Below are 14,064 nucleotides of genomic sequence, written 5' to 3'. Positions count from 1 at the left end.
CTATTCGCGCCTGTGTTTCATCTCTTAACACGCTTATTCGGGCTTCGGCCAGCGCCAGTGGCGGTGCTTACGCTGCTGCTGAGCGTGGGGTTGCTTGTGCGCCCGGCCCAAGCGCAACAAACGCCTACCCGGCAAAAGCCGCTGCCCGCTCAGCAGGTGCCCAACCCAACGCCGCCGCCGGGCACGCAGGTTTCGCCGAGCACCAACGCGCCGGGCGACGTGCGCCCGCTGCCCACCATTGTGAACCCGCCCAAGCCCGACGGCCGCGTGCGCACCGATACGACTACCGCCGGCCTGCAGGTGGGCGGCACCCCCGATTCGGTGCTGCTGGGCGCGAGCCCGGGCCGCAAGGGTGCCGTGGAAACCACCGTGGTCTACAAGGCCCAGGACTCCATCCGGTTCGAGGTGCAGAACAAGCGCGCTATTCTGTACGACAAGGCCGACGTGACCTACGGCGACGTGAACCTGAAAGCGGCCCTGATTACGATTGACTATGCGCTCGACCTGGTAACGGCCGAAGGCGCAGCCGACTCGACGGGCAAGGTACAGGACCGGCCGCTGTTCACGCAGGGCGCCGAAACCTATCAGGCCGGCCGCATCGACTACAACATCAAGAGCAAGCGTGGCCGCATTACCGATGTGGTAACCAAGCAGGGCGAGGGCTTTATTCATGCCGAAAAGATCAAGCGCCAGCCCAATGGCGACATCGACGGCCTGCACGGCAGCTACACCACCTGCAACCTCGAACACCCGCACTTCTACATCAATGCTTCTAAAATGAAGCTCATCCCCGGGGAGCAGGTCATCACTGGGCCGTTCAACCTGGTTATCGGGGATATTCCGACGCCGCTGGGCTTTCTGTTCGGCTACTTTCCCACGCCCAAAACCAACAAGCGAGCCTCAGGCCTCATCATCCCCACGTTCGGGCAGGCCGCCGACAGGGGCTTTTTCCTGCGCAACGGCGGCTACTATTGGGCCGCCAACGAGCACATTGGCGTGCGCCTGACGGGCGACATCTACGCCGGCAACAGCGACCGGTTTGGGGGCTGGCGGGGTACAGCCGAGATGCAGTACATCACGCGCTACAAGTACGACGGTCTGTTCACGTTCAGCTTCAACTCGCAGCCCATCGAGAAAATCTTCAACAGCACCGACGCCAACACTAACCCCACGTACACGCCTCCCAGTTCATCGAACTCCTTTGCCCTCAGCTGGCGGCACACGCCGGTACCGCGGCCGGGCGGCGGGCGGTTTTCGGCCAGCGTAAACCTGCAATCGGCTAATGGTGCGTACCAGCGCAGCGCCACGTTCAATACGCGCAATTACCTGAGCGCCTCGTTTCAGTCGAACATCAGCTACTCCAAACAGCTGCGCAACGCCCCCATCAACTACGCGCTGCAGCTCAGCCAGACCCAGGACACCCGCCTGGGCACGATGACGGCCAACCTGCCCGACCTGTCGGTGGGCCTGGCCCGGCAGTATGTGTACGATATTCTAAAAATCCGGCCCCGCAAGGCGTACGAGCAGCTGGCGTTTTCCTACAACCTCACCTTCCGCAACAGCCTCACCAACAACGTGCCGGCCCGGCTGCTCAACAGTGGCACCATTCCGCTGCTGGGCGGCTCGCGCGACCCCTACATTACGCCCATCAAGCTGGGCAACCTGAACCAGCTGCTGCGCAACTCCCAGACGGGCATGAAGCACGACTTCAACATCACGCTGGGCAGCTACACTGTCAGCAAATTCAATATCAGTCCCGGTATCACCTACAACGAGGTCTGGTACTTCAAACGGCTCGATTACAAGTACAACCAACTGGCTCGGGCCGTAGAAATAGACACCACGGTCAGCTTCAACCGCCTGCCCACGGGCTCAGCTAACCTTAACCTCAACACATCGTTCTACGGCACCATTATCCGCAAGGGCAACCGCAAGTTGCAGGCGTTGCGCCACAAGGTTACGCCCAGCATCGGCTACAGCTATGCGCCCAAGAACCTGCCGGGCGCACAGGCTTTCCAGAACTTGAATTTGCAGGACCTGCGCGACCCTACCACCGGCCAGCTGTACTCTGCCAACCCACTTTACGCCAACGGAGTACCGTTTCCGCAGTTCAACAACTTCATCTACGGCGTCCCGCTCAACAGCTCCAACAACCGGCTGTCGTTTCAGCTGCAGAACTCGGTGGAACTGAAAGTGCGCAACTCCAACGATACCACCGGCACCACCCCTTTCAATAAGGTGGCCCTTATCCGCGACCTCACGTTCTCGGGCGGCTACGATTTCGAGCGGGTTGGCGGCTTCAACCTCGACCCCATCTCCTTTGCCTTCAATACCGAGGTAGCCCGCAAGCTCACGGTGTTTATCAACGGCCAGCTCAGCCCCTACCAGCAGGACTCGCTGGGCCGGCTGCGCGACAAGTACCTGTGGCAGCAGTCGAAGGTGCGGCTGGCGCGCCTGACCGGCGCCAGCATGAACCTGGCCTACCAGTTCAACCCCAGCCAGGGAACCCGCAAATCGGCGGTAAAGCGTGATGTGGCCCCCGTAAACGACCCGCAGCTGGGAGCGGTTACACCGCTCAACCCTTACGAGGACTACGTGAATTTCGAGATTCCCTGGGAGCTGAACACGGCCTTTGCTCTTACTTACCAGAACCAGGGTCCGCTGCCGGCGCGGCCCGGCCGGGTGCGCAAAGGGCCTTACACGGCTGCCTCGCTCAACCTCAACGGCTCAGTCAAGCTCACCGAAAGCCTGCGCTTCGGTTTCAGCTCCAACTACGACTTCGTCAACAAAACGCCCGCCTTCACCCGCCTCGACCTGACCAAGGACCTGCACTGCTGGCAGATAAATGGCACCTGGACGCCCTTCGGCCCGGCCCGCGGCTACTTTGTAACGATTGCCGCCAAATCGGCCCTACTGCAAAGCCTCAAGCTGAGCCGCAACCGCACTTTCCTCAACAACCTGTAGTTTTTTTAGCTGGTAGCTGACAGCTATTAGCTGGTAGCTTTGTTCGTATCTTCTGAAAAAACCGCAGCTTTGCTTTCCCGCTCCAACAAGTCCCGGCAAGCTTGGAGCCGGCCGATTACGTTGCAGCCCCGCAATGCCCCTGCTACTTGGTCGTGAACACCTGCAGGTTGCGCGGCTTTAAAGGGAAACGGAAGCATTATTCAGAACCTCAGCTAACAGCCATCAGCTACTAGCTAACAGCTAAAAAAACATGTCCCAACACAAGGAAGTGAAACTCGTGACCACGCACCAGCTGCTGGCCATGAAGGAGCGCGGCGAGAAAATCTCCATGCTCACGGCCTACGACTTCTCGATGGCGCAGATTCTGGACGGTGCGGGCATTGATGTGCTGCTCGTCGGCGACTCGGCTTCCAACGTAATGGCCGGCCACGAAACCACGCTACCCATCACCCTCGACCAGATGATTTACCACGCCCAGAGCGTGGTGCGCGCCGTAAAACGCGCCTTTGTGGTGGTGGACATGCCGTTTGGCTCCTACCAGGGCAACTCGTCGGAGGCGCTGCGTTCGGCCATCCGCATCATGAAAGAGTCGGGCGGCCACGGCATCAAGCTGGAAGGTGGCGCCGAAATCAAGGACAGCATCACCCGTATCCTTACGGCTGGTATTCCGGTGATGGGCCATCTGGGGCTTACTCCGCAAAGTATTTATAAATTTGGCACGTACTCGGTGCGGGCCAAGGAAGAAGTGGAAGCACAGAAGCTCATTGATGATGCCCTGCTGCTGCAGGAAATCGGCTGCTTTGCCCTCGTGCTGGAGAAAATCCCGTCGGGCCTGGCCAAGCGCGTGGCCGAGCAACTCACCATTCCCGTCATCGGCATCGGGGCCGGCCCCGACGTGGACGGGCAGGTGCTGGTAGTGCACGATATGCTGGGCATCACCAAAGAGTTCAAGCCTCGCTTCCTGCGCCGCTACGCCGACCTCGGCGACGCCATGCACGACGCCGTGCAGCGCTATATCCAGGACGTAAAAGCCCGCGACTTCCCCACCCCGGACGAAGCGTATTAGTTGAATTATGCATGTTGAATTATGAAGTATGAATTGGCCGATTGTTGGTGTGCACTCGCATGAGTGAGTTGGGCGCCTCCAATTCAAAATTCATAATTCATAATTCATAATTAACCACCGAGTGAACCGTCCCAACCTGTGGTCGGAGCAGAAGGAAATTCTGTTCGAAGACAATCATCTGCTCATCATCAACAAGCCTGCCGGCCTGCTCGTGCAGGGCGACGCCACCGGCGACGAACCGTTGTCTAATAAGGCCGAGGAATACCTGCGCTTCAAATACAAAAAGTCCGGCGCCGCCTTTGTGGGCGTGGTACACCGCCTCGACCGGCCGGTAAGTGGCGTGGTAGTGCTGGCCAAAACCAGCAAGGCCCTGAGCCGCATGAATGAGTTGTTCCGCGACAACAAAATCAGCAAAACTTACTGGGCCCTCACTGGGAAGTGCCCCTCCCCCATCTCGGGCCACCTTACGCACTGGCTGGTCAAAGACCCCATCCGCAACGTAACCAAGGCCTACACCGAGCGCCACGGCCAGGGCCAGAAGTCAGACCTTGACTACCAGGTGCTGGGCGAGGCTGGCAGCCGTTTTCTGGTGCAGGTGAACCCTATCACGGGCCGTCCCCACCAGATTCGGGTGCAGCTGAGCACCGGCCTGGGCACCCCCATCGTCGGCGACGTGAAGTACGGCTTCCTGGCCCCGCTGCCCGATGTAAGCATTGCCCTGCACGCCCGCGAGCTGCAGTTCAAGCACCCCGTTACCCAGGCAGATATGCGCATCGTAGCCCCGCTGCCGGACATGGCCCATTGGGAAGCGGCTGAGGCGTATTATTAATTTTGAGCTGTTAGCTGAAAGAACGTCATTCAGAGCGAAGCGAAGAATCTCGCGTGCCAAAGTAATCCTATCATCAGGAGTTACCATTGCACGCGAGATTCTTCGCTTCGCTCTGAATGACGTTCTGGTTTTCCGACGTATTCGGTTCTCACCCCTACTGGCTCCCCAACAACATTATGGCCTTTTGGGCAGGGAAATTGCACTGGCAGTGGGGGTAGCCGTAGTTTTGCGGTATGGTTGCTGAACTTATATAGTATTTCCGCGCTTTGCTGGCTGTACGCTCCGGTAGCCCTTCCCCAAGACCTCCTCACTTTTTCTGCCCCCTTCATGGCAATACTCGTTTTCTTCGTCGCGCACTACTACCTGTCGCTGTTCACGCAGACGTTTTACCTGCACCGCTATGCGGCGCACAAAATGTTTACGATGAACAAGTTTTGGGAGAAGTTCTTCTTCCTGTTCACCTACATCTGTCAGGGCTCCTCGTTCCTGTCGCCGCGGGCTTATGCCCTGCTGCACCGCATGCACCACGCCTACTCCGATACGGAGCTGGACCCGCACTCGCCGCTGTACTCGTCGAACGCCTTTACGATGATGTGGAAGACTAAGAACATCTACAACGCCGTGCTCAACCGCGACTATGCCGCCGCCGAGCGCTTCGAGGGTGACTACCCCGAGTGGGACCTCATCGAGAACTTGGGCGACAAATGGTACTCGCGCGTAGCCTGGGGCACGCTCTACGTACTGTTCTACGTGAACTTCGCTACGGCTTGGTGGCAGTTCCTGCTGTTGCCGCTACACTTTCTGATGGGCCCGATTCATGGCGCCATCGTGAACTGGGGCGGCCACAAGTACGGCTACCAGAACTTTGACAACCACGACCACTCCAAAAACACGCTGCCTTTCGACTTTCTCGCGTTCGGCGAGTTGTTCCAGAACAACCACCACAAGCTGCCCATGCGCGTCAATTTCGGCGTGAAGAAGTGGGAGCTTGATCCTACTTATGCTTTTATCTGGGCATTGGATAAGGTGAAAGTGGTGAAAATCAAGCGTAAGTGGCAGGAAGACGTACAGATGGCCGCGTAGGCTTTTGCGAAGTAGCGTCAGCTGTTTCTTCATGGAAAAGGGCTTCTCCACTCGGGGAAGCCCTTTTTCACGCTTATCGGATCAGTCGAAGAGGTGAAGGGCCGATTTGAATCCGGGCAATGCTTTTAATCCGGGCAATATGTGAGTACCTTTGCACCTCATTTTCAACCAGACGCACGGGATGCGTCGCTTAACCCCACCGGTTTATGGCAGTTAAAATCCGCCTCGCCCGCCGCGGCCGCAAGAAGGCCGCAATGTTCGACATCGTTATTGCTGACTCGCGCGCTCCGCGTGATGGTCGCTTCATCGAGAAAATCGGTACCTACAACCCCCAGACCAACCCCGCTACCATCAACTTCGATGGCGACAAGGCGTTCGACTGGATTATGAAAGGTGCCCAGCCCACCGACACCGTACGGGCTATGCTCTCGTACCGCGGGGTGCTCTATCGCAAGCACCTGCAGCTGGGTGTAATCAAAGGCGCTATTTCGCAGGAAACTGCCGATGAGCGTTACACTGCCTGGAAAGACGACAAGGATGCCAAGATCGAAGGCAAGCGCACCAGCCTCGGCACCGCCAAGGATGAGGCTCGTCAGCAGCGTCTGGCCGCCGAAACCAAGGTGAAGGATGCCCGCTCGGAAGCTCAGCGCGCCAAGCTGGCCGCCATCGAGGCTGCCAACGCCCCGGCTCCCGTAAACGAGGAAGCCACGTCGGAAGCCGAAGGCGAAACGACCGAAGCCGCTGCTTCGACCGAAGAAACCACCGAAGCCGCCGCCGAATAGTTAGCAAGCTGAGCAACCGGAAAGCACCAATGCCGCCAAGGCGCTGCTTCTTTCCGGCTGCTCAGCTTCTATCGCGCCAAGCACCACCCCTCCATGAAAATCGACGACTGCTACCAGCTGGGCTCCCTCGGGAAACCCCATGGCCTGAAAGGGTTTGTGGTGGCCTTTTTCGATGTGGACGACCTCAACGACTACCGCAAGCTTCAAATGGTGTGGCTGGAAATGCCCGCCGCCCCCAGCAAGCTGGTAGCCTACGAGGTCGAGAAATTTCAGCCCCAGACCGATAACAAGGTTTTGTTCAAGCTGAAAGGCATCGACCGGATTGAGGACGCCGAGCCCCTGCGCAACGCCAAACTCTGGCGCCCGCTGGCCGAGCTGCCTACTTTAGCTGATAACCAGTTCTACTTCCACGATGTGGTTGGCTACACGGTTGTCGATGAGGTGCTGGGCGAGCTGGGTGTGGTGGAAGCCTTCTATGAGCTGCCCCGGCAGGATGTACTGGGCATGCGTTACCAGGGCCAGGAAGTCCTGATTCCGGTAGTGGATGAGCTGGTGCTGCGCGCCGACCAGGCGGCCCGCCGCCTAGTGGTGCGGCTGCCCGACGGCCTGCTCGACGTTTACCTGACGCCTTCTTCGCCTAACGACGAGCAGGAATCAGACGACGACGAGCCGGCCGCGTAACCGTTCAGCTTATGCGGATCGACATCGTCACGTGCCAGCCGGATTTGCTGGTCAGCCCCTTTGCGCATTCCATCGTGAAACGCGCCCAGGAAAAAGGACTGGCAGAAATCCACTTGCACGATCTGCGCCGCTATGCCATCAACAAGCACGGCCAGATTGACGATTACGTATTCGGAGGAGGTGCCGGCATGGTGTTACGTGTGGAGCCCATTGCAGCCTGTTTCGACGAGCTATTGGCCCAACGCACCTACGATGCCATCATCTACCTCACGCCCGACGGCGAAACCCTGCGCCAGCCGCTGGTCAACCGTCTGTCGCTCAGTGGCAACTTATTGTTGCTCTGCGGGCATTACAAGGGCGTCGATGAGCGGATTCGGGCAACCTATGTCACCCACGAAATCAGTGTAGGCGACTACGTGCTGAGCGGAGGTGAGCTAGGCGCGGCAGTGCTGGTAGACGCCGTGGTTCGGTTGCTGCCCGGCGTGCTGGGCAACGAAGAATCAGCCCTGAGCGACTCGTTTCAGGACAACCTGCTCTCGCCGCCCATCTATACCCGGCCCGCTGAATGGCGGGGCCAACCGGTGCCAGAAATTCTGCTTTCGGGCAACACCCCGAAAATTGACGTCTGGCGCCACGCACAAGCCCTGGCCCGCACCCAACAGCGCCGGCCAGACTTACTGGAGTAGTGAGGAGTAGAGCTGTACAGGCAACTGTCAGCGTTTCACCACCTCAGCATTTCACAATCTAAAAACAGAGCGCTATATTTGCGCCTCTTTACCAGAAACCCCCGGGGCGGCGCGACCGTCCTTTATCGTCTTTTCAACCATGAGCGTACTACTCGATTTTATTGAGCAAGAGTCACAGGAGCGCCGCGCCAGCTTCCCCCGTTTTGCCGCCGGCGACACCATCAACGTCCACGTGAAAATTCGTGAGGGTAACAAGGAGCGCGTGCAGCAGTTCCAGGGCGTTGTAATCCAGCGTAAGAACACCAGCACCAACGGCGAAACTTTCACCGTGCGTAAAATCTCGAACCAGATTGGTACCGAGCGGATTTTCCCCCTCCTCTCGCCAAACATCGAGAAGGTAGAGGTTATCCGTCGCGGTAAGGTGCGTCGCGCCCGTCTGTACTACCTGCGTGGCCTGTCGGGCAAAGCAGCTCGTATCAAGGAGCGTCGCCTGAACGCCCCCAAGGCAGTAGCCGCCGCGTAAGCAGCGTTGCTTCCAGTATAAAAAGAGCCGGCTCTCCTTGCGGAGAACCGGCTCTTTTGCATAGCAGCCTATCACAATCATAAAAAGAATGGGCAGATAAACTGTGTCTGAGGCGCAACTTTACTACCCATTCTTTTTATGATTGAGCAGGATCTAGTTGTTCTGCGAGTCCTGCTTCAGATCCTGGGCAGGCGTATTGTCGTTGCCACCTCGGAGTTGCTTGGCGGCGGCGCTCAGTGCCTCACCTAGTTTAGTGATGCGCTCGGCCGTGTTGGGGTTCTCGGCAAAGCTGGCGGCGGCCAGCGTGTTGGTGCCTAGGCGGCCCATCAGGCGGGTAACGGTATCTTGGTTGACGGCACCGCCACCGAAGTGGGCCTTCAGGTCCTGCAGGTCGACTACCAACTGGTGCAGCTCGGGGTTGTTGGTATCCTTGAGGTCTTCAATCCAGCGCTGGAAGTGGTTATCGAGGCCGGCGCGGCTGGCTTCTTCCTGCAGGTCGTTGCCGAGTAGTGTAATGGCGCCGTCGAGGTGAACCTGGTGCTGGGTATCGTCTTTGGGGATTTTGTGAAAGGACATGCGAAGAGTGTTTGGGGCCACCAAAGCGACCGGTTGAATAGTGTATTGTTGGCAAACGCGGCCCTTTCGCGAAAGGTTATAAGTACTTTCGGTGCTTATACAACACACGATGTTCGTCCTATTCGGCCTTACCGGCTGAACGGAAACTGTTTTCAGGCTATACCATGCGCCAACACCTTTACCTTTTCTGCCTGCTGCTGGTCGGCTGCGGCCCGCGCTACTCCGATATACCTACTTTCTCGGCCGACCGCAAGCTGTTGCAGCTGGTAGTGGAAACGCCGGCTGGCACCAACCACGAGCAGCGCTACAACCCCACGACTGATACATTTGAGCCGCGAAGAGTAGCGGGGCTGGCCGCCGTGGTAGAGTTTCTGCCAGCGCCCGGCAACCTGGGATTTATACCTGGCACCAGCTCACCCAATGCGCCACAGGACCACCCCCTGCCGGCTCTGCTGCTGGCCGAAAGCCAGCCCACCGGCACCGTGCTAGAGGTGCTGCCCGTGGCCCTGCTCACGCTCGACATAGATGGGGTGCTACGGCCGGTGGTGGTAGCGGTACCGGCCCGGCCCAGCCAACGCATCCTGCCCCAGGCCACCGATTGGACCAGCCTTCAGCGCACCCACCCTTCGGTCAGACCTTTCCTCGACCTGTGGTTTCGTAACCGTGCCCCCAACACGCGCATCGTGGGCTGGAAAGATGAGAAGGCTGCCAGCCAGCTGATTCGCCAATGGCTGCGGTAGCCAACTTTGGTTGCTGGTACGGACTATCACAAAAGCGCCCCGCCGGTTGTACCGGCGGGGCGCTTTTGTGATAGTCCGTACCAATAGCCGCTACTGGGAAAGCAACGGTACCTCAGGGTTTACTGAATCTTGTTGAGGCGCTCTTTTACGGCCTCCAGTGCAACGCGCATGTTTACAATGTCGGCGCGGGCACCTTCCTGCTCTTTCAGGTTGGTATCAATCTGGTTGTTGAGCTGCAACAATTCGGAAGCGTTCTGAGCCAGCTGCTGCTGAATCTCCATTTTCTTCTGCTTGTTGCGCTCGATTTCCTTCTTGTAGGCGTCGGCCTTGGCAATAACCGCAATGTGCTGGTTCTGGGCCTGCTCCAACGACTTTTCAGCCGACATAACCTGCACGGCCATGTCTTCGCGGTAGAGCTTTACCGAAAAATCCTTGAGGTAGCCTTCAGCTGCTTTCCACTGCACGGGCGTAGCATCCTTGCTCAGGTACGCGTTGCCCAGGTCAATCGACCACCAAATGGTGGTGCCCGTAGGCACGGCGTCGACTTTGCTGATGACGCGCAAAGGCGTTTTGGAGATGGCGTCAATCACAACTTGATCCATCGTATAAATGCCTTTATCGGACTTCACCTTGTTGCCAAACTGCTCATCCAGCTGTTTCTTCCAGGATTCCTCTACTCTTTTGCTGTCGAGCTGCATGGAAACCCGCTGGCCTTTGCGCGGAATGCCTTTGATGGCCATTTCGGTTTCGTCAACCTGGGCAGTCTGTGCGAAGCCGGTTACCGACGATACCAGCACCAGCAGCAGCGGAAAAAGTATGCTTCGTTTCATAAGGAGAACAATTGATTGAAAAAGAAAAGCTTGCGCAACAGGAGTAAGATTGGGAAATGACTTTCCGACTGACCAAATTTAACCAGCCTGTCTGCATGTTGCTACACTACCGATTGTTTTTTTTCAGGAAATTAGACTTTTAGGGGAAGATTTATATATCAACTTATTTCTATTATAAACTTGTTTCTGACTCTCTATCCCTGAACAAAAGCTCCTTGGTTGGGGTTGCGTGCACACTATGACTATAACCATCTGCCGCCAGGAGCACTTCAATGCTGCCCACCGCTTGTATAACCCTGCTTGGTCCGATGAGCGTAACCAGGAGGTGTTTGGCAAGTGCAACAACCCTAATTATCACGGCCACAACTACCAGCTTATCGTGCGCCTGACGGGGGAAATCGACCCGGAAACGGGCTACGTGTACGACATGAAGAAACTAAGCGACCTCATCAAGCGGGAGATTCTCGATACCTTTGACCATCGAAATCTGAACCTCGATGTGGCCGATTTCCAGACTCTCAATCCTACGGCCGAAAATATTGCCGTCGTAAGCTGGAACCGACTACGGCCCCACCTGGCCGAGAGCCTGGCTTTGTCGGTTACGCTGTACGAGACCGAACGCAACTTTGTAGAATACCATGGATAACCTGCCGCTGTCGGCAGTAGCTGTAGCCGGCGATTCTGCCGCCATTGCTGCCGCCGACACCCAACTTCCCCCCGACCTGCGCACCCCCCTCCGGCCCGATGCGTTTGAGCTGGACGAAGAAGCCAAGATTGAAGCCATCTCCAGTCATTTCCGTGAGATTATGCAGCTGCTGGGCCTCGATATGAGCGATGATAGTCTGGCTGGTACTCCCCGCCGGGTAGCTAAAATGTACGTGCAGGAGTGGTTTAGGGGCCTCAATCCGGCTTATCACCCTGAAGTGCGCCTGTTTGAGAACCGCTACCAATACCAGCAGATGCTGGTGGAGCGCGACATTACGCTGTTCTCCTGCTGTGAGCACCATTTTGTACCCATTATTGGGAAGGCACATGTGGCCTATCTGCCTGGCGAGTATGTGGTGGGTTTGAGCAAGCTGAACCGGGTGGTGCAGTATTTTGCCCGCCGCCCCCAGGTGCAGGAGCGCCTGACGCGCCAGATTGCGGAGGAGCTCAAACGCAGCCTGGGCACCGATAACGTAGCCGTACTCATCGAGGCCGACCACCTGTGCGTGATGAGCCGGGGCGTGAACGATACCAGCAGCAGCACCCTTACGGCCGAGTATGGCGGGGTGTTCAGCCAGGATGCGGCTCTGCGCCAGGAGTTCCTGCGCCTGATTGGCAAGTGAGCTGTTAGCTGTTAGCTGTTAGCTGTTAGCTGTTAGCTTATGGTACGGAACTCCGTAGTAGCTTGCGGCGCTGATTACGATTTTCACTTAAAAACATAAGCTAACAGCTAATAGCTGTCAGCTAACAGCTCCATACATATGTCGCGTAAGGTTCTGATTACGGGAGGCACCGGAATGATTGGCACGCGGCTGGCTGAAATGCTGATTGACGGCGGCTACGAGGTGGCGCTGCTCAGCCGCACGCCCGGCGACAACCGCTACTTCAGCTTCCGCTGGGACCCGCTGGCCGGCACCATCGACCCGGCGGCCGTGCCCTACGCCGATTTTATCGTGAACCTGGCGGGCAGCAGCGTGTCGGACGGTAAGTGGACGGCTGAGCGCAAGCAGCAGATCCTGTCGAGCCGGGTGGCGGGCACGCAGCTGCTGGCCCGGGAGCTGCGCAAGCCCGGCCACCACGTGCGCGGCTTCGTGTCGGCTTCGGCCATCGGCATCTATGGCGACCAGGGCGACCGGCTGCTGACGGCGGAAACCCCGCCCCCGGCCGACGACTTTCTGGCCACCGTGTGCCGGCAGTGGGAAGAGGCCGCCGAGTACGTGGAGCAGGATGGCATCCGCACGGCTATTCTGCGCATCGGCATTGTGCTGAGCCCCGAGGGAGGCGCGCTGGTGCCGCTGGCCCGCACCGTGAAGCTGATGGCCGGCGCCCCGCTGGGCTCGGGCAAGCAGTATATGTCCTGGATTCACCTCGACGACTTGTGCCGGCTCTTCATCCGGGCCATTGAGGACGAGCAGTGGCGCGGCGTGTACAATGCGGTAGCGCCCCACCCGGTTACCAACAAGGAGTTCACCGAAACCCTGGCCGAGGTGCTGCACCGCCCGCTGGTGCTGCCCAAAGTGCCCGAGTTTGGCCTGAAGCTGATGATGGGCGAGATGAGCGAAATCGTGCTGGCCTCGCAGCGGGTTAGCGCTGAGAAGGTGCTGAGCCGGGGCTTCAAGTTCGAGTACTCGACCCTGAAGCCGGCGCTGGAGTCGTTCTACGGGGACGAGCAGTAGGCCGTGCGGCTGGCTATCTTCTAAAAGACGCACCGGCAACTCACTACAGTATACAGCATGGCTACCCCCCGCCCCTACATCCTAGCGGAAACCAACTGGCAGTTCATCAAGGATACCGCGTTTGAAGTGGCCGTGCTGCCCTGGGGCGCCACTGAAGCGCATAATTACCACCTGCCCTACGGCACCGACAACTACCAGTGCGACTATGTGGCTACTGAGGCGGCCCGGTTGGCCTGGGCGCAGGGAGCCCGCCTGACGGTACTGCCCACCATTCCTTTTGGCGTAAACACCGGTCAGCTCGATATTGCCCTCGACATCAACATGAGCCCCAGCACCCAGTTGGCCATTCTGCGCGACGTGGTGCGGGTGCTCGACCGGCAGGGGGTGCCAAAACTATTGGTACTAAACGGCCACGGCGGCAACGATTTTCGCCAGATTCTGCGCGAACTGCAGGCCGAGTTTCCGCGCGTGTTCCTGTGCACGGCCAACTGGTTTAAAGCCGCCGACCGCACGCAGTTTTTCGAGGCTCCCGGCGACCACGCCGACGAGCTGGAAACGAGCGTGATGCTGCACATTGCGCCCCAACTGGTGCGGCCTCTGACCGAGGCAGGTTCGGGCGCGGCTAAGCAGTTCCGGCTGCGGGCCCTGCGCGAATGGGCCTGGGCACAGCGCGAGTGGAGCCAGGTAACGGCCGATACTGGTGTGGGCGACCCATCCGCCGCCACCGCCGCGAAAGGTGCTGCTTTTCTGCAGGCCGTCACAGCCGAGCTGGCGCAGTTCCTGGTCGAGCTGGCCGCCGCCGACCCGACCGACATGTACGCCTAAAGCACTCAACCCACTGCCGCGCTTTCCTATCTGAATAGTGTGGAAATGTGCCTGGAGAGCATGGGAATGGCGTACAGACGCGACCATTCGCTTCTCGG

At 58.5% G+C, this 14,064-nt stretch carries 15 protein-coding genes; 13 read left to right on the top strand and 2 right to left on the bottom strand.

The window, feature by feature from the left end; all coding sequences use genetic code 11:
* Positions 1-12: 12 nt before the first annotated feature.
* From J7E24_RS05665 to rplS, 8 genes are all read left to right on the top strand, one after another.
* Complete coding sequence (locus J7E24_RS05665) at positions 13-2,964, top strand: putative LPS assembly protein LptD (RefSeq protein ID WP_215136017.1); 2,952 nt, start codon at positions 13-15, stop codon at positions 2,962-2,964.
* Positions 2,965-3,214: 250 nt separating this feature from the next.
* On the top strand, positions 3,215-4,030 hold the full coding sequence (gene panB / locus J7E24_RS05660) for a 3-methyl-2-oxobutanoate hydroxymethyltransferase (RefSeq protein WP_215136015.1): 816 nt from the start codon (positions 3,215-3,217) through the stop codon (positions 4,028-4,030).
* Positions 4,031-4,151: 121 nt separating this feature from the next.
* Positions 4,152-4,859, top strand: a complete 708-nt coding sequence (locus J7E24_RS05655) for an RluA family pseudouridine synthase (RefSeq protein ID WP_215136013.1) — start codon at positions 4,152-4,154, stop codon at positions 4,857-4,859.
* Between the two features lie 327 nt (positions 4,860-5,186).
* The gene (locus tag J7E24_RS05650; protein WP_215136011.1) at positions 5,187-5,942 is read left to right on the top strand and encodes an acyl-CoA desaturase; all 756 of its coding nucleotides are present in this window, start codon (positions 5,187-5,189) and stop codon (positions 5,940-5,942) included.
* A gap of 206 nt (positions 5,943-6,148) precedes the next feature.
* Positions 6,149-6,724, top strand: a complete 576-nt coding sequence (locus J7E24_RS05645; protein WP_215136010.1) for a 30S ribosomal protein S16 — start codon at positions 6,149-6,151, stop codon at positions 6,722-6,724.
* Between the two features lie 93 nt (positions 6,725-6,817).
* The gene (rimM, locus tag J7E24_RS05640) at positions 6,818-7,405 is read left to right on the top strand and encodes a ribosome maturation factor RimM (protein ID WP_251047043.1); all 588 of its coding nucleotides are present in this window, start codon (positions 6,818-6,820) and stop codon (positions 7,403-7,405) included.
* A gap of 11 nt (positions 7,406-7,416) precedes the next feature.
* Complete coding sequence (gene trmD, locus J7E24_RS05635; protein ID WP_215136008.1) at positions 7,417-8,091, top strand: tRNA (guanosine(37)-N1)-methyltransferase TrmD; 675 nt, start codon at positions 7,417-7,419, stop codon at positions 8,089-8,091.
* A 139-nt stretch (positions 8,092-8,230) separates the two neighbouring features.
* Positions 8,231-8,614 (top strand): 50S ribosomal protein L19, encoded by a 384-nt coding sequence (gene rplS, locus J7E24_RS05630; protein ID WP_215136006.1) that lies wholly within the window; start codon positions 8,231-8,233, stop codon positions 8,612-8,614.
* Between the two features lie 153 nt (positions 8,615-8,767).
* On the opposite strand, the gene J7E24_RS05625 is transcribed toward rplS, so the two are convergent.
* Positions 8,768-9,190 carry a hypothetical protein gene (locus tag J7E24_RS05625; RefSeq protein WP_215136004.1) on the bottom strand — a complete coding sequence of 141 codons (423 nt, stop codon included), beginning with the start codon at positions 9,188-9,190 and terminating at the stop codon, positions 8,768-8,770.
* A gap of 164 nt (positions 9,191-9,354) precedes the next feature.
* Between J7E24_RS05625 and J7E24_RS05620 the strand changes: the two genes are divergently transcribed.
* Positions 9,355-9,930: an inorganic diphosphatase gene (locus J7E24_RS05620; protein ID WP_215136002.1), complete on the top strand. Its 576-nt coding sequence runs from the start codon at positions 9,355-9,357 to the stop codon at positions 9,928-9,930.
* Between the two features lie 119 nt (positions 9,931-10,049).
* On the opposite strand, the gene J7E24_RS05615 is transcribed toward J7E24_RS05620, so the two are convergent.
* Entirely contained in the window at positions 10,050-10,760 is a 711-nt protein-coding gene (locus tag J7E24_RS05615; RefSeq protein WP_215136000.1) for a hypothetical protein, read from the bottom strand.
* A 238-nt stretch (positions 10,761-10,998) separates the two neighbouring features.
* On the opposite strand from J7E24_RS05615, the gene J7E24_RS05610 reads away from it, so the two are divergent.
* From J7E24_RS05610 to J7E24_RS05595, 4 genes are all read left to right on the top strand, one after another.
* Complete coding sequence (locus tag J7E24_RS05610) at positions 10,999-11,406, top strand: 6-pyruvoyl trahydropterin synthase family protein (RefSeq protein ID WP_215135998.1); 408 nt, start codon at positions 10,999-11,001, stop codon at positions 11,404-11,406.
* On the top strand, positions 11,399-12,088 hold the full coding sequence (gene folE, locus J7E24_RS05605) for a GTP cyclohydrolase I FolE (protein WP_215135996.1): 690 nt from the start codon (positions 11,399-11,401) through the stop codon (positions 12,086-12,088). The genes J7E24_RS05610 and folE overlap by 8 nt, the downstream gene beginning before the upstream one ends.
* A 138-nt stretch (positions 12,089-12,226) precedes the next feature.
* A complete protein-coding gene (locus J7E24_RS05600; RefSeq protein WP_215135994.1) occupies positions 12,227-13,141 on the top strand; it encodes a TIGR01777 family oxidoreductase in 915 nt (304 codons plus the stop codon).
* Between the two features lie 57 nt (positions 13,142-13,198).
* Complete coding sequence (locus J7E24_RS05595; RefSeq protein WP_215135993.1) at positions 13,199-13,966, top strand: creatininase family protein; 768 nt, start codon at positions 13,199-13,201, stop codon at positions 13,964-13,966.
* Positions 13,967-14,064 lie beyond the last annotated feature (98 nt).

Origin of the sequence: Hymenobacter sp. ISL-91 (assembly GCF_018613725.1) — a bacterium.
Lineage (GTDB): Bacteria > Bacteroidota > Bacteroidia > Cytophagales > Hymenobacteraceae > Hymenobacter.
The sequence above is the reverse complement of the archived record's forward strand: the minus strand, read 5'-3'. Positions and strand labels throughout refer to the sequence as shown.